At 72.0% G+C, this 25,391-nt stretch carries 20 protein-coding genes; 6 read left to right on the plus strand and 14 right to left on the minus strand.

Going from position 1 to position 25,391, the window contains the following annotated elements; translation table 11 throughout:
• Nucleotides 1-87: 87 nt before the first annotated feature.
• Nucleotides 88-1,284 (plus strand): PucR family transcriptional regulator, encoded by a 1,197-nt coding sequence (locus tag SPRI_RS11525; protein WP_053556899.1) that lies wholly within the window; start codon nt 88-90, stop codon nt 1,282-1,284.
• Nucleotides 1,285-1,289: 5 nt separating this feature from the next.
• Here the strand turns inward: SPRI_RS11525 and SPRI_RS11530 are convergent, their stop codons facing one another.
• Entirely contained in the window at nt 1,290-1,877 is a 588-nt protein-coding gene (locus tag SPRI_RS11530; protein ID WP_005311523.1) for a TetR/AcrR family transcriptional regulator, read from the minus strand.
• A 97-nt stretch (nt 1,878-1,974) separates the two neighbouring features.
• Between SPRI_RS11530 and SPRI_RS11535 the strand changes: the two genes are divergently transcribed.
• A complete protein-coding gene (locus tag SPRI_RS11535) occupies nt 1,975-3,561 on the plus strand; it encodes an MFS transporter (RefSeq protein WP_053556900.1) in 1,587 nt (528 codons plus the stop codon).
• A gap of 34 nt (nt 3,562-3,595) precedes the next feature.
• On the opposite strand, the gene SPRI_RS11540 is transcribed toward SPRI_RS11535, so the two are convergent.
• From SPRI_RS11540 to SPRI_RS11575, 8 genes are all read right to left on the minus strand, one after another.
• The gene (locus SPRI_RS11540) at nt 3,596-4,639 is read right to left on the minus strand and encodes an SPFH domain-containing protein (protein WP_053556901.1); all 1,044 of its coding nucleotides are present in this window, start codon (nt 4,637-4,639) and stop codon (nt 3,596-3,598) included.
• A gap of 3 nt (nt 4,640-4,642) precedes the next feature.
• The gene (locus tag SPRI_RS11545; RefSeq protein WP_005311529.1) at nt 4,643-5,074 is read right to left on the minus strand and encodes an NfeD family protein; all 432 of its coding nucleotides are present in this window, start codon (nt 5,072-5,074) and stop codon (nt 4,643-4,645) included.
• Between the two features lie 321 nt (nt 5,075-5,395).
• On the minus strand, nt 5,396-6,988 hold the full coding sequence (serA, locus tag SPRI_RS11550; RefSeq protein ID WP_005311530.1) for a phosphoglycerate dehydrogenase: 1,593 nt from the start codon (nt 6,986-6,988) through the stop codon (nt 5,396-5,398).
• 230 nt (nt 6,989-7,218) lie between these two features.
• Nucleotides 7,219-8,220, minus strand: coding sequence for a ketol-acid reductoisomerase (gene ilvC / locus SPRI_RS11555; protein WP_053556902.1), 1,002 nt, complete (start codon nt 8,218-8,220; stop codon nt 7,219-7,221).
• Between the two features lie 92 nt (nt 8,221-8,312).
• On the minus strand, nt 8,313-8,837 hold the full coding sequence (gene ilvN / locus SPRI_RS11560) for an acetolactate synthase small subunit (protein ID WP_005311534.1): 525 nt from the start codon (nt 8,835-8,837) through the stop codon (nt 8,313-8,315).
• A gap of 38 nt (nt 8,838-8,875) precedes the next feature.
• Nucleotides 8,876-10,729 (minus strand): acetolactate synthase large subunit, encoded by a 1,854-nt coding sequence (locus SPRI_RS11565; RefSeq protein WP_005311536.1) that lies wholly within the window; start codon nt 10,727-10,729, stop codon nt 8,876-8,878.
• 231 nt (nt 10,730-10,960) lie between these two features.
• Nucleotides 10,961-13,768, minus strand: a complete 2,808-nt coding sequence (locus SPRI_RS11570) for a putative bifunctional diguanylate cyclase/phosphodiesterase (protein WP_005311537.1) — start codon at nt 13,766-13,768, stop codon at nt 10,961-10,963.
• Nucleotides 13,769-14,134: 366 nt separating this feature from the next.
• Nucleotides 14,135-15,085, minus strand: a complete 951-nt coding sequence (locus SPRI_RS11575; RefSeq protein WP_182327808.1) for a 2-hydroxyacid dehydrogenase — start codon at nt 15,083-15,085, stop codon at nt 14,135-14,137.
• 75 nt (nt 15,086-15,160) lie between these two features.
• Here SPRI_RS11575 and SPRI_RS11580 point away from each other — a divergent pair, with 75 nt between their 5' ends.
• From SPRI_RS11580 to SPRI_RS38695, 3 genes are all read left to right on the plus strand, one after another.
• Complete coding sequence (locus SPRI_RS11580) at nt 15,161-16,159, plus strand: aldo/keto reductase (RefSeq protein ID WP_037773688.1); 999 nt, start codon at nt 15,161-15,163, stop codon at nt 16,157-16,159.
• 181 nt (nt 16,160-16,340) lie between these two features.
• Nucleotides 16,341-17,486, plus strand: a complete 1,146-nt coding sequence (locus tag SPRI_RS11585) for a PQQ-dependent sugar dehydrogenase (RefSeq protein WP_182327999.1) — start codon at nt 16,341-16,343, stop codon at nt 17,484-17,486.
• A gap of 13 nt (nt 17,487-17,499) precedes the next feature.
• A complete protein-coding gene (locus tag SPRI_RS38695) occupies nt 17,500-17,931 on the plus strand; it encodes a DUF6191 domain-containing protein (RefSeq protein WP_005311548.1) in 432 nt (143 codons plus the stop codon).
• A gap of 234 nt (nt 17,932-18,165) precedes the next feature.
• On the opposite strand, the gene SPRI_RS11595 is transcribed toward SPRI_RS38695, so the two are convergent.
• The 3 genes from SPRI_RS11595 to SPRI_RS11600 form a co-directional block, all read right to left on the minus strand.
• Nucleotides 18,166-21,249, minus strand: coding sequence for a helix-turn-helix transcriptional regulator (locus tag SPRI_RS11595; RefSeq protein WP_053556903.1), 3,084 nt, complete (start codon nt 21,247-21,249; stop codon nt 18,166-18,168).
• A 56-nt stretch (nt 21,250-21,305) separates the two neighbouring features.
• Nucleotides 21,306-21,482 carry a hypothetical protein gene (locus tag SPRI_RS38820; RefSeq protein ID WP_182327806.1) on the minus strand — a complete coding sequence of 59 codons (177 nt, stop codon included), beginning with the start codon at nt 21,480-21,482 and terminating at the stop codon, nt 21,306-21,308.
• A gap of 131 nt (nt 21,483-21,613) precedes the next feature.
• The gene (locus SPRI_RS11600; RefSeq protein ID WP_005311549.1) at nt 21,614-22,846 is read right to left on the minus strand and encodes an MFS transporter; all 1,233 of its coding nucleotides are present in this window, start codon (nt 22,844-22,846) and stop codon (nt 21,614-21,616) included.
• A 60-nt stretch (nt 22,847-22,906) separates the two neighbouring features.
• On the opposite strand from SPRI_RS11600, the gene SPRI_RS11605 reads away from it, so the two are divergent.
• Entirely contained in the window at nt 22,907-23,908 is a 1,002-nt protein-coding gene (locus tag SPRI_RS11605) for an ArsR/SmtB family transcription factor (RefSeq protein ID WP_005311550.1), read from the plus strand.
• An 84-nt stretch (nt 23,909-23,992) separates the two neighbouring features.
• Here SPRI_RS11605 and SPRI_RS11610 read toward each other — a convergent pair whose 3' ends face one another.
• Together SPRI_RS11610 and SPRI_RS11615 are read right to left on the minus strand one after the other, a co-directional pair.
• Nucleotides 23,993-24,760, minus strand: coding sequence for a GNAT family N-acetyltransferase (locus SPRI_RS11610; RefSeq protein ID WP_005311551.1), 768 nt, complete (start codon nt 24,758-24,760; stop codon nt 23,993-23,995).
• Between the two features lie 66 nt (nt 24,761-24,826).
• Nucleotides 24,827-25,384 (minus strand): GNAT family N-acetyltransferase, encoded by a 558-nt coding sequence (locus tag SPRI_RS11615; RefSeq protein WP_005311553.1) that lies wholly within the window; start codon nt 25,382-25,384, stop codon nt 24,827-24,829.
• Nucleotides 25,385-25,391 lie beyond the last annotated feature (7 nt).

The following is a 25,391-nucleotide window of genomic DNA, read 5'->3' on the forward strand; positions in this document are numbered from 1 at the left end:
ATGGCGCGGACGCCGGGCCATCGACAGCTGTCACGCATCCGTGTCCCGGATCTCAGACATATGTCTGAAGGGTGCGAGAATGAGGGCGTGAAAGGCGACTACCAGGACCTCGTCGACGAGATCTCCGCACTGCTGGCCATGCCCGCGACGCTGGAGAACCGCGACTTCGGTCTGATCGCCTTCGGCGCCCACGACAGCGACAGCGCCTTCGACGAGACCACCCTGGACCCGGTCCGCACCCGCTCGATCCTGACCCGCAGGTCGACCCCGGCGGTGCGCGCCTGGTTCGAGGGCTTCGGCATCACCCGTGCCACCGGCCCCGTCCGTATCCCCGCCGCCCCGGACGCGGGTGTCTACCGCGACCGGATCTGTCTGCCCGTGCGCCACCGCGGCGTCGCCCTCGGGTACGTCTGGCTGCTCGACGCGGAGCCGGGGCCGTCGGCCGCCCAGCTGTCCGCCGCCATGGAGGTCGCGGAGCGGATCGGGACGCTCCTCGCGGACGAGGAACGGGTCGGCGCGGACCTCTCCCGCGAACTGCGGGCGGTGCTGTCGGCGGAGCGGGGCTGGCAGTACGACATGGCGGTGGCCGAGCTGGGCACCGGGCTGGGCACGGACGCGGAGGGGCTGCACACGCTGGTGTGCGTGACGCCGTGGACCGCGGGCGACGCGCCGTCCGTGCGCTCGCTCCCCGGGGCCTCCGCCCTGTGCACGGTGCCCCTGCCCGGACGGCGCGACGGCGGTCGCGCCGCGGAGACGGAGACTTCCGGCGCGGCACCCGGCGCCGTGGCCGCGCTCGTGCGGCTGCGTTCCGCGGACAGCCTCTCCCCCGCGCTCTCGGCGGCGTCCCGCCTGGTGGACACGGCGGGCGGCGGCGAGGCCGCCGCCGGGGTGGCGACGCCGCTGCGCGGACTGGCCGGTCTCGGCCGCGCCTGGCGGGAGGCGGCCTCCGCCGCGCGGGCAGCGCGGGCGCAGCCCCGGCTCGGGCCCGTCGCCCGGTGGTCGGACCTCGGCCCGTACCGCCTGCTGACCGCCCTGCCCGCGGAGGCCGCGGAGGACCCCGCGGTGCGCGAACTGCTGGCACCCGCGCACCGCGAACTGGCCCGCACGGCGGAGGTGTTCCTCGACTGCGCCGGCCAGGCCGGGCGCACGGCCACGGCGCTGGGCATCCACCGCCAGACGCTCTACTACCGGCTCGGCCGCGTCGAGCAGCTCACCGGCCTCGACCTCGACGACGGCGAACACCGGCTGCTGCTGCACATGGCTCTCAAGAGCGCGCGGCTGTAAGCCGATCAGGGCGTTTCGCCGGCCGCCTTCATGACCCGCCGCAGCCCCTCGGCGAGTTCCTCCGCGCGGGTCGCGGTCGCCGGGTCGAACGTCCACTGGGCGATGAGCCCCATCATCAGCGTCATGTAGAACTTCCCGAGCGTGTCGACGTCCCCCTCGGCGACGTCGGCCTCCTCACCACCCATGAACATGGGGATGATGCCCCGGGCGCCTTCACGCTGGGCCGCGGCGAGATGGTCGCGCACGGCCGGCAGCTGATCACCCATGACCACGATCTCCATGCTCAGGCGCCACAGGGAGTCGGGGCCCGACATGGTGGCGATGATGTTCCTCCAGACCTCCTGGAAGCGGTCCGTCGAACCGGGGCGCGTCCCCGTGGTCGACTCCTCCGTGGCGTCGAAATGGTCGGAGACGCCCTCGACCAGGCCGACGTACGCCTCCGCCAGCAGTGCGTCCTTCGAGCCGTAGTGGTAGCCGATCGAGGCCAGGTTGGTCCCGGACTCCTTGACGATGTCCCGCGCCGTGGTGCGCACGAAGCCCTTTGCCAGCAGGCAGCGCTTGGCACCCTCGAGCAGATCCTCGCGATGTCCCATGCCGAGCAGCGTACCGGCATGCCATACACCCGTCCTAGACGGTTGTTTTATACAAGCGTTCTAGACGGATGTTTAATACAGCCGTACATTGCTGCGCATGACTCCGCCCACCGCCACCCCGCCCCTCGCGGGCCGCCGCGAATGGACCGCCTTCGTCGTCCTCCTGCTGCCGCTGCTGCTGGTCTCCATGGACGTCTCCGTCCTCTACTTCGCGATCCCCGCCATCAGCCGGGAACTGGACCCGAGCGGCACCCAGCAGCTGTGGATCTTCGACGTCTACGCCTTCGCCCTCGCCGGCCTGCTCATCACCATGGGCTCGCTCGGCGACCGCATCGGCCGCCGCCGGCTGCTGCTCCTCGGCGCCGCGGCGTTCGGCACCGCCTCCATCTGCGCGACGTACGCGCAGAGCGCCGAAATGCTCATCGCCGCGAGGGCGTTGCTCGGCATCGGCGGCGCGACCCTGATGCCCTCCACCATGGCCCTGGTGCGCAACATGTTCCGCGACGACCGGCAGCGCACCAAGGCGATCGGCATCTGGTCCGGGGCCATGGCGGGCGGCATCGCGCTGGGGCCCGTGCTCGGCGGCGTGCTGCTCGAGCACTTCTGGTGGGGCTCCGTCTTCCTGATCAACGTGCCGGCGATGCTGCTCCTGCTGGTCCTGGCGCCCGTCCTCGTACCGGAGTTCAAGGACCCGTCCCCCGGCCGGTTCGACCTGCTGAGCGTCCCGCTGTCCATGGGCGCGGTCCTGCCCGTGGTCTACGGACTCAAGGAGATCGCGGCCGACGGCTTCGGCACGGTGCCGGCCCTGTGCGTGACGGCCGGTCTCGCCGTCGGGTTCTTCTTCGTACGGCGGCAGCGGACGCGCCATGACGCGATGATCAGCCGCGAACTGTTCCAGGGCGGGCGCGGCTTCGGCGCGGGCGTCCTCCTCAACAGCGTCGCGATGTTCGCCATGATGGGCTCCGCGTACTTCACCACGCAGTACCTGCAGTCGGTCCTCGGCCAGGGTGCGATGGAGGCCGCGCTGTGGAGCGTCGTCCCCTCGGTGGCCGTGGGCGCCGCCGCGCCCGCCGCGGGCGCCGCGGCGCTGCGGTTCGGCCGCGCCCCGGTGATCACCACCGGCTTCCTCGTCGGCGCGGCCGGCTACCTGCTCCTGACGGTCACCGGCACCGACTCGATGATCGTCCTGCTGACCGGTGCGGCCGTCATCGGCTGCGGCATCGTCGCCGTGGCGGCCACGGTCTCCGACATGGCGCTCGCCGCCGCACCGCCGGAGAAGGCCGGTTCTGCGGCCTCGGTCCTGGAGACGGGGCAGGAGTTCGGCGGCGCGCTGGGCATGGCGTTCCTCGGCAGCCTCGGCACGGCGGTCTACCGCCGGGAGGTCACCGACGGCGCGCCCGCCGGCCTGCCGGACGGCGCGCTGGACACGGCCCGCGAGACGCTGGGCAGCGCGGCGGTGGTCGCCCGCGAGCTGCCGGGCGAGGCGGGTGGCTCACTGCTGGCTCTCGCCCGTGACGCCTTCGTGAGCGGCATGCACGCGGCGGCGGTGGGCGGCGCGGTGGTGCTCGTCGGGGCGGCGGTACTGGCGGCGGTGGCCCTGCGTGGACGCGGCGGCGGGACGGCGCCGGACGCCGGACCGGCACGGGCGGAGGCGGCGCTCGGGAGCCCCGGGCAGACGCACTGAACCACCGCGCGGGTCGCGGAGCACGTGTCCGCCGTCAGTCCGCGGCGGGTGGGACGGCAGGGCGGCGGCCGGTCGCCGATTCGTCGGCCCTGGCGGCGTCGGCGAGAGCCTCCGCGGCGGCTTCCGCCGCCTGCGCCGCATCGTCGGCGGCCTGGGCGGACCTGTCGTCCGAGGAGGTCTCCCGGGTGGCCGGCGACTGCGGCAGCACTTCGCCGAAGGCGCGGGACACCCCCTCCAGTGCGGCGGTGACCTCGCCGGGGATCACCCAGAAGGTGTTGCCCGGCCCCTGGGCGAGCTGGGGCAGCGTCTGGAGGTACTGGTAGGCGAGCAACTTCGGATCGGGGTCGTTGCGGTGCACCGCCTGGAACACCTCGTCGATGGCCCGGGCCTGGCCCTCGGCCTTGAGGATCTCGGCAGTGCGGTTGCCCTCCGCGCGCAGCACGGCGGACTGCTTGTCGCCCTCCGCCGTCAGGATCTGCGACTGGCGTTGCCCTTCGGCCCCGAGGATCGCGGCACGCTTGTCCCGCTCGGCCCGCATCTGCTTCTGCATCGCGTCCTTGATGGACTGCGGGGGATCGATGGCCTTGATCTCCACCCGGTTGACCCTCAGCCCCCACTTGCCGGTGGCGTCGTCCAGCACGCCGCGGAGCTGGTTGTTGATGGTGTCGCGGGAGGTCAGTGTCTTCTCCAGGTCCATGGAACCCACGACGTTGCGCAAGGTGGTGACCGTGAGCTGCTCGACCGCTTGGAGGAAGTTCGCGATCTCGTAGAAGGCCGCCCGGGGATCGGTGACCTGGAAGTAGAGGACGGTGTCGATCTCGACCACGAGGTTGTCCTCGGTGATGACCGGCTGCGGCCGGAAGGACACGACCTGTTCGCGCAGGTCGATCACCGGATGGACACGGTCGATGTAAGGGATGACCACGTTGAGGCCGGGCTGGAGGGTGCGGTGGTAGCGGCCGAGTCGTTCGACGTTGCGGGCACGCGCCTGGGGCACTATCCGTACCGCCCGCACCACGGTGAAGACGGCTATGAGCGCGACGACGAGGCCGGCGACGAGTGCTGCCGAGACGTCCATGAGTCACTCCCGGGGGTAGACGAGCGCGGTGGTGCCGCTGATCTCGATGACGTCGACGGTCGTCCCCGGAGGAATCACCAGCGTCTCGTCGTAGGCGCGGGCCGTCCATTCCTCGCCGCCGATGCGGACACGTCCGCCCAGGCCGGTCACCTCTGAGACGACATGAGCCCTCCTGCCGACCAGCGCGTCCACTCCGAACCGCTCCTTCTGCGGCTGGAGCACGTGACGCAGCGCGAGGGGGCGCAGGAAGAGCATGCTCGCCGTGGCGGCGACGGTGAACACCAGGAACTGCCAGGGCACCGGAAGTCCGATCGCGGCGGCTCCCGCCGTGGCGAGCGCGGCCCCGCCCAGCATGCCGAGCGAGGCGGTGAGCGTGAAGATCTCCGCCACGACCAGCAGCGCTGCGACGATCAGCCAGATCAGCCATGGATCCATCGCGTGCCCCTCCTGACCTGTGCAGGTGAGCCAGGGGGCCGGACCGTTACCGGCCACCGGCAAGGGTGCCGCGTACCTGGGAAAGCCCCGCGGAACGGCGGGGCGTACTGGGTGCGCCGCGACCTCAGGCGACTATGCCCACTTTTGAACCATTTTACCGGTTGGCGCACACCGGCTTGTGCCCTGCGCGGGGAGCACCGCAGCGGCGGCCCGGCCACGAGACGCGGCGGCGAGGGGGCGCCCCCGGCTCCGGACGCGCGCCGGCCCCCGGTCGCGGGCACGAGGCTGGCGACCGGGGGCCGGGGCGACGGATCGTACGGGTCAGTCCACCAGGTTGACCGAACGCGCAGACGCCGCGCCGATCTCGTCCGAGATCTCCGCCAGGACCGCGGGCGGCACCGTGTCGTCGACGGTCAGGACGACGAGTGCCTCGCCGCCCTCCTCCGCCCGCGAGACCTGCATGCCGGCGATGTTGAGACCGGCCTCGCCGAGGATCCGGCCCACGGTGCCGACGACGCCCGGACGGTCCTCGTAGCGCAGGACGGCCATGTGGTCGGCGAGCGCCAGGTCCACGTCGTGCTCGCCGATCGCGACGATCTTCTGGAGGTGCTTGGGGCCGGCCAGCGTGCCGGAGACCGAGACCTCCTCGCCGCCGGAGAGCGTGCCGCGCACGGTGACGACGTTGCGGTGGTCGGGGGACTCCGAGCTCGTCGTCAGGCGGACCTCGACACCGCGCTCCTGCGCGAACAGCGGCGCGTTGACGTAGCTCACGGTCTCGTCGACGACGTCCTCGAACACGCCCTTGAGCGCGGACAGTTCGAGCACCTTGACGTCGTGCTGGGTGATCTCGCCGTAGACCTCGACGTCGAGGCGGACCGCGACCTCGCCCGCGAGGGCGGTGAAGATACGGCCGAGCTTCTCGGCGAGCGGCAGACCGGGGCGCACGTCCTCGGCGATCACGCCGCCCTGGACGTTGACCGCGTCCGGGACGAGCTCACCGGCGAGCGCGAGGCGCACCGAGCGGGCGACGGCGATACCGGCCTTCTCCTGGGCCTCGTCCGTGGAGGCGCCGAGGTGCGGGGTGCAGACGACCTGGTCGAGCTCGAAGAGCGGCGAGTCGGTGCAGGGCTCCTTGGCGTACACGTCGAGGCCGGCGCCGGCGACGCGGCCCTCCTTGAGCGCCGTGTACAGCGCCTGCTCGTCGACGATGCCGCCGCGCGCGGCGTTGACGATGCGGACGGCCGGCTTGACCTTGTGCAGCGCCTCGTCGCCGATCAGGCCGAGCGTCTCGGGGGTCTTCGGCAGGTGGACGGTGATGAAGTCGGAGACCTCGAGCAGCTCGTCGAGGGAGAGCAGCTTGACGCCCATCTGCGCGGCGCGGGCCGGCTGCACGTAGGGGTCGTACGCGACGATCTTCATGCCGAACGCGGACATCCGCTGGGCGACCAGGACACCGATGCGGCCGAGGCCGACCACGCCGAGGGTCTTCTCGCTCAGCTCGACGCCGGTGTACTTCGAGCGCTTCCACTCGCCGTTCTTCAGGGCGGTGTTGGCCTGGGGGATGTTGCGCGCGGTGGCGACGAGCAGGCCGCAGGCGAGCTCGGCGGCGGTGACGATGTTGGACGTCGGGGCGTTGACGACCATCACGCCGGCCTTGGTGGCGGCGGACACGTCGACGTTGTCCAGACCGACGCCCGCGCGGGCGACGACACGCAGCTTCTTGGCGGCGGCGATGGCCTCCGCGTCGACCTTCGTGGCGGAGCGGACCAGGATCGCGTCGACGTCGGCGATGGCGGGGATGAGCTCCGCGCGGTCGGCGCCGTTGCAGTGCCGGATCTCGAAGTCCGGGCCCAGCGCGTCGACGGTGGCCGGCGACAGCTCTTCAGCGATGAGTACGACAGGTTTCGAGCTCACGTGAGTCCTCACAGATGCAGTGCGGACGGCCGTCCCGACGGCCGCAGGCGGTGGAGGGGGCAAGCCGCGTGGAAGACGCACGACACTGTGGGCCTGACGCGATGGTGTTGTTGAGCAGTGTAGTGGTGCCGCACGGTGCGTCTTGCGCCTCGTTGGCAGGATCACCCGTCCGTGGCTGGACGAAGTGGCGGGGGCGAGGGGACCGGTGACCGGCCCCCTCGCCCGGTGGCTCACGCCTCGTCGTTGTCGACCCAGCTCATGAGCTTGCGCAGCTCCTTGCCCGTGGTCTCGAGCAGGTGCTCGGAGTCCTGGGTCTTGTACTCGTCGTACTTCTTCAGACCACCGTGGTACTCGTCCATCCAGTTCTTGGCGAAGGTGCCGTCCTGGATCTCGGCGAGGACCTTCTTCATCTCGGCCTTGGTCTGGTCCGTGATGATCCGCGGGCCGGTGATGTAGTCGCCCCACTCGGCGGTCTCGGAGACCGACCAGCGCATCTTCTCCAGGCCGCCCTCGTACATGAGGTCCACGATCAGCTTCAGCTCGTGGAGGCACTCGAAGTACGCGATCTCCGGCTGGTAGCCGGCCTCGGTCAGCGTCTCGAAGCCCGCCTTGACCAGCGCGGAGGCGCCACCGCAGAGCACGGCCTGCTCACCGAACAGGTCGGTCTCGGTCTCCTCGGTGAAGGTCGTCTTGATGACACCGGCGCGGGTGCCGCCGATGGCCTTGGCGTACGAGAGCGCCAGCGCGAAGGCGTTGCCGGTGGCGTCCTGCTCGACGGCGGCGATCGCGGGAACGCCGCGGCCCTCCTCGTACTGGCGGCGGACCAGGTGGCCCGGGCCCTTCGGGGCGACCAGGGCGACGTCGACGCCGGCCGGGGCCTTGATGAAGCCGAAGCGGACGTTGAAGCCGTGGGCGAAGAACAGCGCGTCGCCGTCCTTCAGGTTGCCCTTGACGGACTCCTCGTAAACCTGGGCCTGGATCGGGTCCGGGATCAGGATCATGATGACGTCGGCCTCGGCGGCGGCCTCGGTGGGCGTCACGACGCGCAGACCCTGCTCCTCGGCCTTGGCCTTGGACTTGGAGCCCTCGTGCAGACCGACGCGGACGTCGACACCCGAGTCACGCAGCGACAGCGCGTGGGCGTGACCCTGGCTGCCGTATCCGATGACCGCGACCTTGCGGTTCTGGATGATGGACAGGTCGGCATCGTCGTCGTAGAACAGCTCGGCCACTGGGATATCTCCTTGGAGTGCTGGTGTTGCGTCCCACCGTACGGCGGGAGAGGTCGGGGAGGTTTCGGGGTCTCGCCAGGCGAGAAGGGGAGTCAGGCGCTGCGGTCCAGGGCGCGCAGCGACCGGTCCGTGATGGAACGGGCGCCCCGCCCTATGGCGATCGTGCCGGACTGGACGAGCTCCTTGATGCCGAACTGCTCCAGCATCTTCAGCATCGCTTCCAGCTTGTCACTCGAACCGGTGGCCTCGATGGTGACGGCCTCCGGCGACACGTCGACCGTCTTGGCGCGGAACAGCTGGACGATCTCGACGATCTGGGAGCGGGTCTCGTTGTCGGCGCGGACCTTCACCAGCACGAGCTCGCGCTGGATGGCGCCGCCGGGCTCGAGTTCGACGATCTTCAGGACGTTGACGAGCTTGTTGAGCTGCTTGGTCACCTGCTCGAGCGGCAGGTCCTCGACATTGACCACGATGGTGATGCGGGAGATGTCGGGGTGCTCGGTGACACCGACGGCGAGCGAGTCGATGTTGAAGCCACGGCGGGAGAACAGGGCGGCGATCCTGGCCAGGATGCCGGGCGTGTTCTCCACCAGGACGGAGAGCGTGTGCTTGGACATGTGCGTCGTTCCTCTTCCTACAGCTCTTCCTGCGGCTCTCAGTCGTCTTCGTTGTCGCCGAAGTCGGGGCGGACGCCCCGGGCGGCCATGACCTCGTCGTTGGAGGTGCCTGCGGCGACCATGGGCCACACCTGGGCGTCCTCGTGGACGATGAAGTCGATGACGACCGGGCGGTCGTTGATCGCGTTGGCCTCAGCGATGACCTTGTCGAGGTCGTCGGGCGACTCGCAGCGGATCGCGTAACAGCCCATGGCCTCCGACAGCTTGACGAAGTCCGGGACGCGGGTGCCGGCGCTCTTCTCCAGGCCGGTGGCCTCGGGGCCGGAGTGCAGCACCGTGTTGGAGTAGCGCTGGTTGTAGAACAGGGTCTGCCACTGGCGGACCATCCCGAGGGCGCCGTTGTTGATGATCGCGACCTTGATCGGGATGTTGTTCAGGGCGCAGGTGGTGAGCTCCTGGTTGGTCATCTGGAAGCAGCCGTCGCCGTCGATCGCCCAGACCGTGCGCTCCGGGGCTCCGGCCTTGGCGCCCATCGCGGCGGGAACCGCGTAGCCCATCGTTCCCGCGCCGCCCGAGTTCAGCCAGGTGGCGGGCTGCTCGTAGTCGATGAAGTGGGCGGCCCACATCTGGTGCTGGCCGACGCCGGCGGCGAAGATCGTGCCCTCCGGGGCGAGTTCGCCGATGCGCTGGATGACCTGCTGCGGGGCGAGGCTGCCGTCACCCGGCTGCTCGTAGCCGAGCGGGTAGGTCTCGCGCCAGCGGTTGAGGTCCTTCCACCAGGCGCTGTAGTCGCCGGTGTTGCCGGTGCTGTGCTCGGCCTGGACGGCCTGGACCAGGTCGGCGATGACCTCGCGGGCGTCACCGACGATCGGGACGTCGGCGGCGCGGTTCTTGCCGATCTCCGCCGGGTCGATGTCGGCGTGGACGATCTTGGCGTACGGGGCGAAGCTGTCCAGCTTGCCGGTGACGCGGTCGTCGAAACGGGCTCCGAGGGCGACGATCAGGTCGGCCTTCTGCAGCGCGGTGACGGCGGTGACCGCACCGTGCATGCCCGGCATTCCGACGTGCAGCGGGTGGCTGTCGGGGAATGCGCCCAGCGCCATCAGGGTGGTGGTGACGGGGGCTCCGGTGAGCTCGGCGAGCACCTTCAGCTCGGCGGTGGCGCCCGCCTTCAGCACGCCGCCGCCGACGTACAGGACCGGGCGCTTGGCGCCGGTGATCAGCTTGGCGGCCTCACGGATCTGCTTGGCGTGCGGCTTGGTGACCGGGCGGTAGCCGGGCAGCTCGGTCTGCGGCGGCCAGCTGAAGGTCGTCCGGGCCTGGAGGGCGTCCTTGGCGATGTCGACGAGGACGGGGCCGGGACGGCCGGTGGAGGCGATGTGGAAGGCCTCCGCGATGGTGCGCGGGATGTCGTCGGCCTTCGTGACCAGGAAGTTGTGCTTGGTGATCGGCATCGTGATGCCGCAGATGTCCGCCTCCTGGAAGGCGTCCGTGCCGATGGCCTTGCTGGCGACCTGGCCGGTGATCGCGACCAGCGGCACCGAGTCCATGTGCGCGTCGGCGATCGGGGTGACCAGGTTCGTTGCGCCGGGGCCGGAGGTCGCCATGCAGACGCCGACCTTGCCGGTGGCCTGCGCGTAACCGGTGGCGGCGTGGCCCGCGCCCTGCTCGTGGCGGACCAGGACGTGGCGGACCTTCGAGGAGTCCATCATCGGGTCGTACGCCGGGAGGATCGCGCCGCCCGGGATGCCGAACACCGTGTCGGCCCCTACTTCCTCGAGAGAGCGAATGAGGGACTGCGCACCCGTGACGTGTTCGACGGTGGCGGACGGCTGTCCGCCGGTACGGGCCCGCGGCTGCGGATGGTGGGCCCCGGAGGCCTGCTCGGTCATCGGCGTTCTCTTCTCGAAGCTGAGGGTTTTCGCGAGGTTTGATGCGGTTCTGATCTGGCTGCTGTCGGCGCCGGTGCAACAAAAAACCCCTCGTGCCGTGAGGCAAGCGAGGGGAGCGCGTCGGGAGGTGTCTGCAGAGCTGTCGGTGCGGCTCTGCTAGCCGACGCGCTTTCCAAGTACGAGAATTCGGGTGCGCATGGCAATGACCCTCCCCCCGGCGCGCTACCACTGTCAAGTGGGTGGGACGCGCGTCTCATTATTTGAGCCATTCCGGGCGGGTGGGATGCCCGCGGTCAGCAGCGGCAGCCCCAGCCCGTCGGGCACCGGATACTCGCCCCTGGCCAGCGCACGGCGCAGCCGGTACTCGTCGAGCGGCCCGGAGAAGGCCATGCCCTGGCCGTGGGTGCACCCCATCGCGCGCAGCGCCAGCACCTGCTCGGGCACGTCCACTCCGTCCGCCACCGACTGCATGCCGAGGTCGCCCGCGATCCGCAGCAGCCCGCTCGTGATCTTGTGCACCCTGGCGGACTCGACGACGCCCTCGATCAGCCCTCTGTCCAGTTTCAGCACGTCCACCGGGAGCCTGCGCAGCGCGTTGATCGCCGCGTAACCGCTGCCGAAGCCGTCCAGCGCGATCCGTACGCCCATCCTGCGCAGGGCGGTCAGCCGCTGTTCGAGCTCGTCGAAGGAGATGCGCGGATCGCTGTCCGCGAGCTCGATGACGAGTGCGCCCGACGGCAGACCGTGCCGGGTGAGCAGGGCCTCGATGGAGCCGAGCGGCAGCGCCCTGTCCAGCAGCAGCCGCGCCGGCAGCCGCACCGACACCGTTGTCCGATGGCCCGCTCCGGCCCTCTCCGCCGCCTGGCCGACGGCCTCCTCCAGCAGCCAGCGGCCGAGCTCGGCGCCGCGGTCGCCGTCGTCGGAGACCCGCAGGAACTCGGCCGGGGTGAAGAGGATGCCCTGCGCGGAGCGCCAGCGGGCCTGCGCGGAGACCGCCGCGATCCGGCCGGTGGTGAGGCTCACCACCGGCTGGTGCAGCAGCGCGAACTCGCCCTCGTGGAGGGCGCTGCGCAGCCGTGCGGCCAGCTCGGTGCGCCGGACCACCTCGGCCTGCATCTGGGGCGCGTACAACTCGACGCGGTCCTTGCCGGCGGCCTTGGCCCGGTACATGGCGAGGTCGGCGTTGCGCATCAGGTCGGTGGGGCTCATCGCGGGCTCGGCGAAGGCGACGCCGATGGAGGCCGCGACCCGCACCTCACCGCCGTCGATGCGGTACGGCTGGGAGAGCATCAGCCGCAGCCGGTCGGCGATCTCCAGCACCTGCGACTCGCGGGCGGACCTGTCCCCGGAGCCGTCGCCGACGATCAGGGCGGCGAACTCGTCGCCGCCGAGCCGGGCCGCCGTGTCCCCGGCCCGTACGGAGTCGGCCAGCCGCCGTGCCGCCTGGATCAGCAGCTCGTCGCCCGCCTGGTGGCCCAGCCGGTCGTTGACGCCCTTGAAGCCGTCGAGGTCGATGAAGAGCACGGCGGTGCCCTCGTCGCCCGCCCTGCGGCCCGTCAGGGCGCCTCTGACCCGCTCGGTGAACAGGGCGCGGTTGGGCAGGTCGGTGAGCGGGTCGTGCTCCGCGTTGTGCTGTAACTGGGCCTGCAGCCGCACCCGCTCCGTGACGTCACGGCTGTTGAAGATCAGGCCGCCCTGGTGACGGCTGACGGTCGATTCCACGTTGAGCCAGTCACCGGAGCCCGATCTGAACCGGCATTCCATGCGTGTGGTGGGTTCCACCGACGGCTCGGCGGCCAGGAAGCGGCGCAGTTCGTGGACGACGCGGCCGAGGTCCTCCGGGTGGATGAGGGAGGCGAGCTCGGTGCCGACCAGTTCCTCCGCGTCGCGCCCGTAGACGCCCGCGGCCGCGGGAGAGACGTAGCGCAGCACCCCGGACGGGGCGGCGATCATGATGACGTCGCTCGATCCCTGCACCAGCGAGCGGAAGTGGTTCTCCTTCTGCGCCAGTTCGTGGGTGAGGGCGATGTTGTCGAGGAGCATGATGCCCTGCCGCACGACGAGGGCGAGGACGACGGTGCAGCCGGTGAGCACGACGACCCGGTCGACCCGGCGGCCCTCGATGACGTTGTGGAGGATGCCGAGGGTGCACACGGCCGCGGCCAGGTACGGGGTCAGCGCGGACAGGGAACTCGTTATGGGACGCACCGGATTCCTCGTGCCCCTCGGCGGACCCGCCGGCTCGCCGGCGCGCGCCACCCAGGGGGCGTAGGCGAGCAGCAGCGAGCCCGCGAACCAGCCGGCGTCCAGCAGTTGGCCGGAGCTATAGCTCTCCCGCAGCAGCGGTGAGGTGAACAGGGCGTCGCACAGCACCGTGAGCGCGAGGCCGGCGATCGCCGTGTTGACCGCGGACCGGTTGGCGGGAGAACGGCGGAAGTGCAGCGCGAGCACCATGCTGACCAGCACGATGTCGAGCAGCGGATAGGCCAGCGCGAGGGCGGCCGGAGCCACGCTCTCGCCCTGGGCGTGTGCGGTGTGGGCGAGCGCGAGGCTCCACGCGAGCGTGAGCAGCGAACCGCCGATCAGCCAGGCGTCGAGCGCGAGGCAGACCCAGCCGGCCTTGGACACCGGCCGTTTGGCCAGGACCAGGAGTCCGACGATGGCGGGCGGCGCGAAGCAGAGGAAGAACAGATCGGCCACGGACGTGCTCGGCACGGCGCGGCCGAGCACCACCTCGTACCAGCCCCAGACGGCGTTCCCCGCCGCCGCCATGGCGGAGGAGAACGCGAACAGCATCCACGCGGGCCGGAAGCGGCACTTCGGCGTACGGGCGTAGAGCAGGCAGGAGACGGCCGCGATCAGGGCGGCCAGGCTGAGACCGAAATCGCCCATGATCAGGGCCAGTCGTTGCGAGCCCCAGCCGAAGGCGGCACCCACGCCGTAGCCTGCGCAGAGGGACGCCAGGACGAGCTGGTGCCTCAGCCTCGAGCCGCCGCGCGGCAGCGCGTCCCGGAACACCAGTGCCCCTGGCGCGCTCATCGCGCGGTCCGGGGTTGCGCCGCCGCCCCCGGGGGCGCGGGCGGCACGGGGGCCTGGGGCACGGCCGTCGGAGTCGTCGCTCCGCGCAGCACGGTGCGCGGGAGTCGCCAGCGGCTGCCCTGCCGCGTCGGATCGTCGGTCCATCGGCCATGCATCGCCCGTCGCCCCCCTCACGTCTGATCGGCAATCAGTTCGCGCCACAGCACCACCCCTCGCACGGTGCAGCCCCCAGGTCGGGACGATACACCAATATCGTCACTCAGGGACATAGCCCCTCTACTCTCCGTGACGATCTCTGGCGATTAAGGCACGCGGTGCATTCGAGTGACTTCGAAGCGTGTCGGAAAGAGGTCGGACCGAAGGTCGTTATCCGGTCGTCACGACGACATTCCGCAACGCCTCGCCCGCCGCGAAGCGGGCGACCTGATCGGCCAGCAGCCGCTTGGCGCGCGGCATGAACGCCGAGGTGGAGCCGCCGACATGGGGGCTGATGAGTACGCCGCGAGCGTGCCAGAGCGGGTGTCCGGCGGGCAGCGGCTCGGGGTCCGTGACGTCGAGGGCGGCGGTGATCCGTCCGGTCTCCACCTCCGCGAGCAGCGCCTTTGTGTCGACGACCGGCCCGCGGGCGATGTTGACGAGCAGGGCGCCGTCTTTCATCCGGCTCAGGAAGTCGGCCCCCACCAGGCCCTTCGTCCGGTCGGTGAGCGGAGTGGACACGATCACGACATCGGCGTCGGGCAGCAGGACGGGAAGGTCGGTGAGTGCGCGCACTTCGCCGCGCTCCGTTGTACGGGCGGAGCGCGCGACGCGCGCCACCCGCGCGCACTCGAACGGCGCGAGCCGGTCCTCGACGGCGGCGCCGATGGACCCGTATCCCACGATGAGCACCGACTTGTCGGCCAGCGACGGGTAGAAGCCGGCCCGCCACTGCTCCGCGTCCTGCCCCCGTACGAACCCGGGGATGCCGCGCAGCGAGGCGAGGACGAGCGCGAGGGCGAGCTCGGCCGTGGACGCCTCGTGGACGCCCTTGGCGTTGCACAGCCGCACACCGGCGGGCAGCAGGTCGAGCCCCGGCTCCACATGGTCGATGCCCGCGGACAGCGTCTGCACGACGCGTACGGACTTCATGGCGGCCAGCGGCCTTATGGCGACCTCCATGCCCTTCATGTACGGAACGGCGTAGAAGGCGCAGTCGGCGGGGTCCGCGGGAAAGTCGGGCCCGCCGTCCCAGAACCGGTACGCGAGGCCCGTCGCGGAGGGCGCGGGGAGGCCGTCGATCTCGTCGGCCGGGACGGGGAGCCACACATCAGCAGTCATGGTCAGGAGGCTATGCGAAGGCCGCGGGCGGTCATTGGTTAGTTTGGGGAGCGGCCGAGGGAGAGGTACGGGGAGTTGGAGCTCAGGGCGATCGGTGCGGCGGGCCTCGAGGTGGGCGCCGTGGGGCTCGGCTGCATGCCGATGAGCTGGGCCTACAGCAGCTCGCAGCAGCGCGGTGAGCGGTCGCTCCGCACGGTCCACAGCGCGCTCGACGCCGGTTCGAGCCTGCTGGACACGGCCGACATGTACGGCCCCTTCACCAACGAGCTGCTGCTCGGCCGGGTCCTCAAGGAGCGGCGCGCGGACGCCTTCGTGTCGACGAAGGCGGGCCTGCTCGTCGGCGACCAGCACATCGTCGCCAACGGGCGGCCCGGCTACGTGAAGCGGGCCTGCGACGCCTCGCTGCGGCGGCTCCAGACCGACGTGATCGACCTGTACCAGCTCCACCGCGCCGACCCCGAGGTGCCCGTGGAGGAGACCTGGGGCGCGATGGCAGAACTGGTGGGCGCCGGCAAGGTGCGGGCGCTCGGGATGTGCGCCGTCGGTGCGCGGGCGTCACGCCGCTCGGGGGGCGACCTGTACGCGGGAACGATTCGCCAACTGGAGCGGATGCAGCAGGTGTTCCCGGTGAGCACGGTGCAGGCGGAGCTGTCGGTGTGGTCGCCCCAGGCCCTGGAACGGCTGCTGCCGTGGTGCGAGGCACGCGGAGTGGGCTTCCTCGCGGCCACACCGCTCGGGAACGGGTTCCTGACGGGAACGCTCACCCCGGGGCAGGGTTTCGAGCCGGACGACGTACGGGCGCGTCACCCGCGGTTCACGGCGGAGATGATGGCGGCCAACCAGCCGGTGGTGGCGGGACTGCGCAGGGTCGCCGCACGGCACGGGGGCGGCGTCACACCGGCCCAGGTGGCCCTCGCCTGGGTGCTGGCCCAGGGACGGCACGTGGTGCCGGTGCCCGGCACGAAGCGGCCGGAGTGGGCGGTGGAGAACGCGGGCGCCTGGAAGCTGGAGCTCACGGCGTACGACCTGGCGGAGATCGCGGCGCTCCCGCCGGCACGGGGTTCGTGGGACTGAGCGGGCGCCGGGTTCCCGGCGGCCGGGCGCGGACCGCTGCGATGTCCCGACCCGGTGGACGAGGGTTCTCCGCAAGATCGGGAACCTGAACGGCGGCAGCGGTGTAAGAAGAACAGGAAGGCAGCTCCAGCCGCCGTTCGAAGGGATCAGAACCGTGCACCGTCCTGCAGTGACGGCCGTGATGGCCGCCGTCGCACTCCTTTTCGCGGCCGGATGCTCCTCGGGCGACGGGACAAGTCCGTCCGCCGGTACGCCCGGCGCGTCCAAGGAAGCCGCCTCGCCCTCGACCGCCGCGTCGCCGAGCCCCGCGCCCACCACCGCCGGCCCGCCCGCGAAGGGCTCCGTGAAGGTCGTGTCGACCCTGGCGGAGGACCTGGAGTCACCCTGGGGCGCGGCGGTCATGCCGGGCGGTGACCTGCTGGTGACCTCACGGGACGAGGGAACGATCACCCGGGTCGACGCGGAGAGCGGCGAGAAGACCGAGATCGGTTCCGTGCCGGGTGTCGCACCGGGTGGCGAGGGCGGCCTGCTGGGTCTCGCGATCTCCCCCTCGTTCGCCTCCGACCGCCAGGTGTACGTGTACTTCACCACCGCCTCCGACAACCGCATCGCCCGCCTCCTCTACGACGAGCAGAAGCCGGCCGGCCAGCAGTTGGGCGCGCCGGACACGGTGCTCCGCGGCATCCCCAAGGGCGTCATCCACAACGGCGGGCGGATCGCGTTCGGCCCGGACAAGATGCTGTACGCCGGCACGGGCGAGACGGGTGAGACGGGTCTCGCGCAGGACAAGGAGTCGCTGGGCGGCAAGATCCTCCGCATGACCCCGGACGGCCGCCCGGTCCACGGCAACCCGGAGGCCGATTCCGTCGTCTACTCGTACGGCCACCGCAATGTGCAGGGCCTCGCCTGGGACTCCGAGAAGCGGCTGTGGGCGGCCGAGTTCGGGCAGAACACCTGGGACGAGCTCAATCTGATCGAGCCGGGGAAGAACTACGGCTGGCCGGAGGTGGAGGGCAAGGGCGGCCGGCCGGGCTTCGTCGACCCGGTCGCGCAGTGGAGGACGACGGAGGCCTCCCCGAGCGGCATCGCGTACGCGCAAGGTTCCATCTGGATGGCGGGGCTGCTCGGCGAACGCCTGTGGCGCATCCCGCTGTCCGGGACCGCGCCTTCCGCGGACCCGCAGCCCTTCCTCGAGGAGGAGTACGGTCGACTGCGCACCGTCGTGCCGGCGGGCGGGAACAAGCTCTGGCTCCTGACCAGCGAGACCGACACCCGCGGCACGCCGGAGTCGGGCGACGACAAGATCCTCCAGTTGGAGGTCCGATAGGGGAGGCCGATCCGTGTTCAACGCCTTCGAGGAGATCTTCGCACCGGGCCGTAAGCACACCGACGACGAGCGCAACCGCCTGGCGCTGACCAGAACCGACGTGGGCGACGGCGATCCCGGCCGTGGCCCGATAGACCTCGACTCCGGCAAGGTCACGGTCCACCCGCGTGCGGCGCGGGCCGTCGACGCCGACGACGCCGCGGGCCGCGGAGGCCCGCCCGCGGCGCGGGAGGGCGCCGGGGCCGACGACGACGGGCGTACGGGTACGCCAGGCACACCCCGGCCCGGCACGGCGTCGGCCACGGCACCGGTCGACGACGCGAGGGAGCCGGACCTCGAAACCCCCGGCGACGGCCGGACGTCCACAGATCGCCGGCGCGGCCCGCGGCCCGGGCCCGCGAGCGCCCGTGCGGCCGAAAGTTCCGACCCGGGCACGCCCGACTGAGGACGCCGAGCGACTGGAACGCGCGCCCGGCCTCTGTGCTGCCGATCCATTCACCAGGTGAGGACGGGCACCGACCGGGTGCGACAGGGCCGTTGTCCGGGTGACGGACGTGGGCCGACGGGCAGTCGCACGTCCTCGCCGGGCCCGCACGCCCAGGTGCCGTACGAGCCGACGGGCAGGCGCACGCCCTCGCCGGCCCGCACGACCTACTGCCGGGCATGGCGGGCGTCGGCGTCAGGCCGGGGCGGCGTCCGGCAGGTCCTGGAAGAGGCGGAGGCGGTGCGCCAGGGCGGCGGCCTCGCCGCGGCCGGAGACACCCAGCTTCGCGAGGATGTTGGAGACGTGGACGCTCGCCGTCTTCGGCGAGATGTAGAGCTCCTCGGCTATGCGGCGGTTGCCGTGACCGGCGGCGACCAGGCGCAGCACGTCCTGCTCGCGGCGGGTGAGGCCGAGGTCCGGACCGGGCTGCGGGCCGCCCGCCGGCGCGGCGGCCTCCGTGAGGGTGACGCGGGCGCGCCTGGCCAGCAGCTCGATGTCCTCGCTCAGGGGCCGCGCGCCCAGGTCCCGGGCGACACTCCGGGCCCGGCGCAGCAGATCCGTGGCGTGCTTGCGGTCGGGGTCGCCCGCTCCCGCGGCGGCGGACCGCAGCAGGCACTCCGCCCACTTCAGGCGCACGACCGCGAGATCGTAGGGACGCCCCGACTCCTCGAACGCCTCTGCCGCCTCCGCCCAGTCGGCGAGCGTGTCGTCCCCTTCCGCGCGCCGCAGCTCCGCACGGACGAGGAGTTCATGGGCCCGCCACACCGGCACCCCGGTCACCAGCGCCTTGGCGGCCCCGCGGATGCGCCGGACGGCCTCCGGACGGCCCGGTTCCGCCGCGGGCAGCCCGCGTGTGTCGGCCTCCAGGGCGGCGGCCGCGCGCAGCAGCGGCCAGGCGTACCGCTGGGTGCCGAGGGGGAAGCCGGACGCGACGGCGCGTGCGAGCTCGCGGCGTGCGTCGAGGATCCGGCCCTGCGCGGCGGCGATCCGCAGGGCGACCGTGATCGCGGGAAGCGTCGCCTGCGGAACCGGATCGTTCGTGCCGAAGTGCTTGTGTGCCAGCGCCAGATGCTCGACGGCTCCGGCGACGTCCCCGCGCTCGATGGCGATCCCGGCGAGCAGCACGGCGGCGCGGCCGCTCGGTCTCGGGCTCAGAGCGACGCGCAGGGCGTGTGCCGCCGCCTCCTCGGCCTCGTCCCACCGGCCCAGGGAGAAGTGGGAATCGGCCAGGTTGTTCCTGATCCAGGCACGGCTGTCCAGCAGTCCGTACCTGCCGACCATCCCGAGGCCCTCTTCGAGGACGCGGATCGCTTCCTGTGAGCGGCCGACGCTCTCCAGCACGGACGGCAGGTTCGTGTAGATGCGGCCGATGTGCGCGGTCAGTCCGAGGCCGACGGCCCGTTCCTTGACCGCGTACATACCGGCCACGCCGCCCTCGACGTCGCCGGCGTCGGCCATCAGGCTGCCGAGGGTGAGGCGGGCGCGGAGCTCGATGTCCTCCGCGCCGACCATGCGCGCGTACTCGACAGCCTGCTCGGCCGTCGCGAGGCTCTCCGCACCGGGGGCGTGCTCCTTGCGCCAGGCCGCCGCCTCCGCGAGCACTTCCGCGTGCACCGCGGAGGGCGCCAGCCCCCGGACCAGGTCCTGGGCGGCGCTCAGTTCGGCCCATCCGTCGCCGCGTCCCAGTGCGGAGATCAGCCGGGAGCGCTGGACCGAGAACCAGGCGGCCCGCAGCGGATCGTCCTCCGCCTCCGCCAGCCGCTGGCCGCGCTTGGCCGTCTTCAGTGCCCGTTCGCGTTCGCCGCAGAGCCGGCCCGCGACGGCCGCTTCCGCCATCAGGTCGAGATAGCGCAGCGGTGTGGTCGCCGGGTCGCAGCCGCACGGGGGGTAGACCTCGGCGTGGTCCAGGGGCCGCAGCTCCGAGCGGACGCTGTCGGGGGCGCTGTCCCACAGCTCCATGGCCCGTTCCAGCAACCGCAGTTGCTCGGCGTAGGCGTGCCGGCGCCGGGCCCCGACAGAGGCTTTGAGCACGGCGGGCAGCGCCTTGGCGGCGTCGCCCGCGCGGTACCAGTAGGTGGCCAGGCGGGTGGCCCGCTCCTCCTCCCGTACGAGGGTGGGATCGCCCTCCAGCGCCTCGGCGTAACGGCGGTTGAGGCGGGAGCGCTCGCCGGGCAGCAGGTCGTCGCTGACGGCTTCACGGGCGAGGGAGTGCCGGAAGCGGTAACCGTCCCCGTCCGGCACGGCGAGCAGGATGTTCGCGCCGACCGCGGAGCGCAGCGCGGCGATGAGTTCGTCCTCCGGCAGACCGGCGACGGCCTGCAGCAGGCCGTGCTCGACGGTGGAGCCGCCTTCGGCGACGATCCGCACCACGCCCTGTGCGTCCTCGGGCAGCGCCTCCACGCGCACGAGCAGGATGTCGCGCAGGGAGTCGGGCAGGGCGGGGCAGTTGTCGTCGCTGAGGCCGGTGGCGAGCTCCTCGACGAAGAAGGCGTTCCCGTCGGAACGGTCGAAGACCTGGTCCACCAGGGCGGGGGCGGGCTCGGCCGCAAGGATGCCGGCCATCTGCCGCCGTACCTCGGTCCGGTTGAAGCGCGGCACCTCGATGCGCTGCACCGTGCGCATGCGGTCGAGTTCGGCGAGGAACGGGCGCAGCGGGTGGCGCCGGTGGACGTCGTCCGAACGGTAGGTGGCGATCAGTACCAGCCGGCCGCGGCGCACGGTGCGGAACAAATAGGCGAGGAGGTGGCGGGTGGAGGCGTCGGCCCAGTGGAGGTCCTCCAGCACCAGGACCACGGTGCGGTCCGCCGCGACCCGTTCCAGCAGCCGTGAGGTGAGTTCGAAGAGGCGGGCCATGCCCTCCTCGTCGTGCCTGCTGTGTTCGCCGCCGGGCGCGGCGAGTTCGGGCAGGAGCCGGGCGAGTTCCTGCTCCTGACCGCCGGCGGCGGCCAGGAGTTCCTCCGGCAGCCGCCGGTGCAGGGAGCGCAACGCGGTCGAGAAGGCGGCGAACGGCAGCCCGTCCGCGCCCGTCTCGACGCATCCGCCGACGGCGACGACGGCGTCGCGGCGGCAGGCCTCGCTCAGCAGTTCCTCGACGAGCCGGGTCTTGCCGACCCCCGCCTCGCCGGCGATGAGCAGTGCCTGGGGCTCGCCCGGTCCCCCGGCCGGTGTCTGCGGGCCGACGCCGGCGGCGCGGTTGAGCGCGTCGGTGAGCACCCCCAGCTCACCTGCGCGGCCGACGAATACGGGGCTGACGGACCTGGTCTCCACGCCGCCGAGCATCGCACAACCGTCCGGGGGCGCGGCAGCCGTTATCGGTGTGCCGGTCATGGCCCGGGTCATGCGGCCCGTGTGAAGTGGCTGCTGTCGGGCCGGCTCACCCGCCCCTCCTTTTCTTCGCCGCCGGACGGGCGCGTGGCGCGGCGAAGGCGCTGCGTGCGGGGGACGCGGCGCTCGGCGTCGGCCTCCCGGATCAGGTCGGCGCGGCGCAGTTGCTGGATGGCGTAGTCGAACATGGTGTTCCTCCTGTGTCGGGGGCTCTCGGCCCCGTCGGACATGTCCACCCTCGTCCCCCAGTACGGCCGTCCGCATCGGGCGACTGCCGGATCTCCGGGCGGCCGGCGGCTTAGGGCCGCGGCCGGGTGCCTTAGGTCTTGTCCGCCGGCCTTGGGCGGCCCCTGAGGACCCCCTCCTCACTTGTGACGGGTACCGCCACCGGTGCGGGCCGCCTCAGGCCGGGTGTCAGGGCGAGGGTGACCGCGACGGAGGCGGCGGCCATCACGGTCATGGCGGTCGCGGGCGAGGTGAGCTGGGCGATGCCGCCCGCCATCGCCGCGGCGACGCCCTGCATGGTGAGCATCCCGGAGGAGTGCAGTCCGAAGGCGTGACCCGTCAGCTCGCCCGGGGTCAGGGACAGCAGGCGTTCCTGGAGCAGCAGACTGGCGGAGAAGCCGACCGCTCCCACGGTCACGGCCGCGAGCGCCACGGGCAGAGCCGGGTGCAGGAAGAAGATCAGATACGGGGCGGCGAGCAACAGCAGCAGGGGCGGCGCACCGAATCTGTCGCGCCGACGCGCGGACAGGAAACGGCCGGTCAGGGCGTCCCCGGCCAGCATGCCCACCGCGGTGCAGGCGAACAGCAGTCCCGCGTGGCGCGGTGCGTAGGAGACGAAGAGGGACTCGCAGCCGACGACGAGTCCGTTGGGCACCCACAGGGCGAGGTAGACGCGGCGCCGCGGTTTCGACGACCACAGGAGCGCGTTGGTCCGCCGGCTCTCGCTCACGGAGGGACGGCCTTTCGCGCGCGGCCGCCGCCTCGTGAGACCGATGCGGGCGACGGCCGCGGAGACGACGTACAGGGCGGCGCCGGTGAGCAGGGTCTCGCGCGGCGTCAGGACGTTGACGAGTACGCCGCCGACGGCGTAGCCGCAGACCTGGAGGCTTCCCGCGCACATGTTGTGGACGGAGCGGCCGAGCACGTAGCCCTCCGTGGGAAGGATCTCCGTGAGCAGTCCGTAGCGCACTCCGCCGCCGACCGAGCCCACCGTGCCCTGGACGGACAGGATCACGAAGATGCCCCACACCGGCAGGCCCGGCAGCGCGAGGGCCGTGGTGGCCACGGCGAAGAAGAGCGCCAGGCCGACGGTGGCCGCGCGCGGTGGCAGGCGGTCCGCCGCGGACAGCAGGACACTCGCGCCGATCATCTGCACCAGCTTCGGGCCGAACATGCTGAGGGCCGCGAGGAGCGGCAAGCCGGTCGAGTCGTGGACGAGCGTCCCGAGGGCCAGCCCGCTCACCGTCAGTGCCGCCACGTGAGCGGCGGAGACCGCGAGCAGCGGAGCGAACTCCGGTGTCTCGAAAAGCTCTTGGTAGGTGCGCATGGACGGAGTGTCGGCAGGCGTCCGGTCGCGGAGTTAATGTTTCGCGGGGAGGCGAAACCATTGGGCTGGTGGGAAGTCAACGCGGACACGCTCGCGAGGAGCCGGTTCGTCGTGTCCCCCCTCTGCGAGACGACAGCGAGCCTGATGGTCCTGCAGAAGGAATCGCCCGCTCATCCGGCCGAGCGGCGGTGGCTGGAGCTTCACCGGCCCGCCTACCGGGAGCGGCTGGCCGCCGACCCGGTCACCGCCCTGCTGGTGCCCGTCGCACTGGGCAGACACCGGTGGATCGCCGACTTCGTGACGCCGGTACCGTCCCGCGAGGGTGCGGCGCAGGGCGGTGCGGAGTTCTACGACGAGCTGGCACGGATCCGTGCGACGCCGGACGAGACCGCTCGCGCCGACCTCGAGGTCGCTCATCGCGGGCCGCTGCCGGACGCGTTGCTGCGTCCCGGTCTGCCGGAGCGCATCGCCGACCTGCTGGAGTGGGTGTGGCGGGAGGCCGTGGCGCCCGACTGGCCGCGGCGGCGGCGCGTCATCGAGGCCGATGTCGTCGCGCGTACAGGGCAGTTGAGCCGGGCGGGCTGGGCGGCCGCACTGGACGACATCCATCCGGAGATGCGGTGGCTGGGCGACAACCGGCTGCAGGTCAACACCCGTGCCTTCCCGCCCCGGCGGCTGATGGGGTCGCAGCTGCTGTTCGTGCCGGTCACGCCGCGCACGGGATGGATATCCACGGACCGGGCGGACGCCGACGGCACGGTGCACCGGAACGCCGTGGTGTACCCGTGCTCGGGCACGCTGGCGGAGCCGGAGCGGGCCGCCGCCCCCCAGGCGCTGGCCAGGCTGCTCGGCGCCGGGCGGGCGAGCGTGCTGGTGCTCCTGGACAGCCCGATGAGCACGACGCACCTGGTGGCGCTGACGGGCCAGGGTCTCGGCTCGGTGGGCCGCCACCTCAAGGTGCTCCTGGACGCCGGGCTGGTCGGCCGCCGCCGTGCGGGACGGTCCGTGCTCTACTACCGCTCCCCCGCCGGCGACGTGCTGGTGCGGGCCCAGGGCTCGTAGCGGCCTCCGGGACGACGGCCGCCGGACGCGACGGGCCGGATCACGACCCGGGGATCACGGCCCGGGGTGCAACGGCCCGCGCGATCACGGCTCGTAGACGTACGGCGTCGTCGTGCACAGAGCCGTGAAGCCGAGCCGCTGCAGGATGGGCCTGCTGTCGTCCGACGCGTCGACCTGCAGAAAGCGGACGCCCTCGGCCACGGCGAGACGGGCCCGGTGGGCGACCAGGGCGCGGTAGATGCCGCGGCCGCGCCACTCGGCCAGAGTGCCGCCGCCCCAGAGGCCGGCGAAGTCCGTCCCCGGGTAGCGTTCCATGCGGGCCGAGCAGACCGGGACGTCGCCCGCCATCGCGACGGTGATGTCGATCGTGTCGGGGTCCTTCGCCAGTTGGACGAGGAGCTGCTCGCGCAGCCGGTCGCTGCTGGTGCCGAAGGCCTGCTCGTGCACCCGCGCCACGAGGTCGACGCCCGCCGGGCCGGTCACCGGCTCCAGCCGTACTCCGTCGGGCAGTCCGGCCCCGGCCGTCAGGTGCGCGGCCTCCCCGACCATCACCGTCTCGTCGGGCTCCGGGGTGAATCCGGCCGCGCGCAGCCGCGCGCCGAGGTCGTGCGGGGTGTCATAGCTGTACAGCTTCCACTCGAAGGGGCGGGCGAGCCCGGAGAAGTACCGCACCTGACCGTCGATCACCGCGTCGGCGGTCTCCGGACGCAGCGCGGACCACAGGACACCGCTCCAGTCACCGTCGGCGCCGGTCCGGCGCACCACGTCGCCGACCGCCTCGCCCCCCGGGGCGTCCCGGCGCAGCTGCTGGTCGAACAGGGCGAGTACGGCTTGCTGATCACGTGGGTCCATCGGGGCATTGGAGCACTGCCCGCCCGGCCGCACCAGCGGATTTCCGCCGGTGCGGCCGGCAGCCCGCTACGCGGCCCGGCGCTTGCGCCACTCCGGGGCCAGCACCGACCAGATCTGCTCGTCGTGCCGCTCGCCGCGGTACAGGTAGAGCTCCCGCTGGGTGCCCTCGTGGGTCATGCCCAGGCGCTTGGCGACGTTGATGCTGGCGCGGTTGGCGGAGGCCACGATCCATTCGACGCGGTGCATGCCGCGCACCTCCACCGCCCAGTCGATGATGAGGGTCACGGCGCGCGTGACCAGGCCCCGGCCGGCCGCGGCCGGTTCCAGCCAGCAGCCCGCCTCGCAGGTCCCCTGGGTCACGTCCATGGTGCGGAACATGACACCGCCGACGAGGGTGCCCTCCAGCCAGATGCCGTAGATGCGCCCCTTGTCCGCGGCCGTCTTGTCGGCGTACGACTGGAGGAAGGCCCGGGCGGCGGGGACGTCCTTGACGATGTCCGGGAGTCCGACGTGGCGGCCGATGTACTCGCGGCCGCGGTCGATGTGGGCGAAGAACTCCTCCGCCTGCCAGGGTTCGAGGGGACGCAGTTCCGCTCCGTCGTCGCCGAGGCTGATGGCAAACACAGTGCTC

Source organism: Streptomyces pristinaespiralis, from assembly GCF_001278075.1.
GTDB classification, from domain to species: Bacteria; Actinomycetota; Actinomycetes; order Streptomycetales; family Streptomycetaceae; genus Streptomyces; species Streptomyces pristinaespiralis.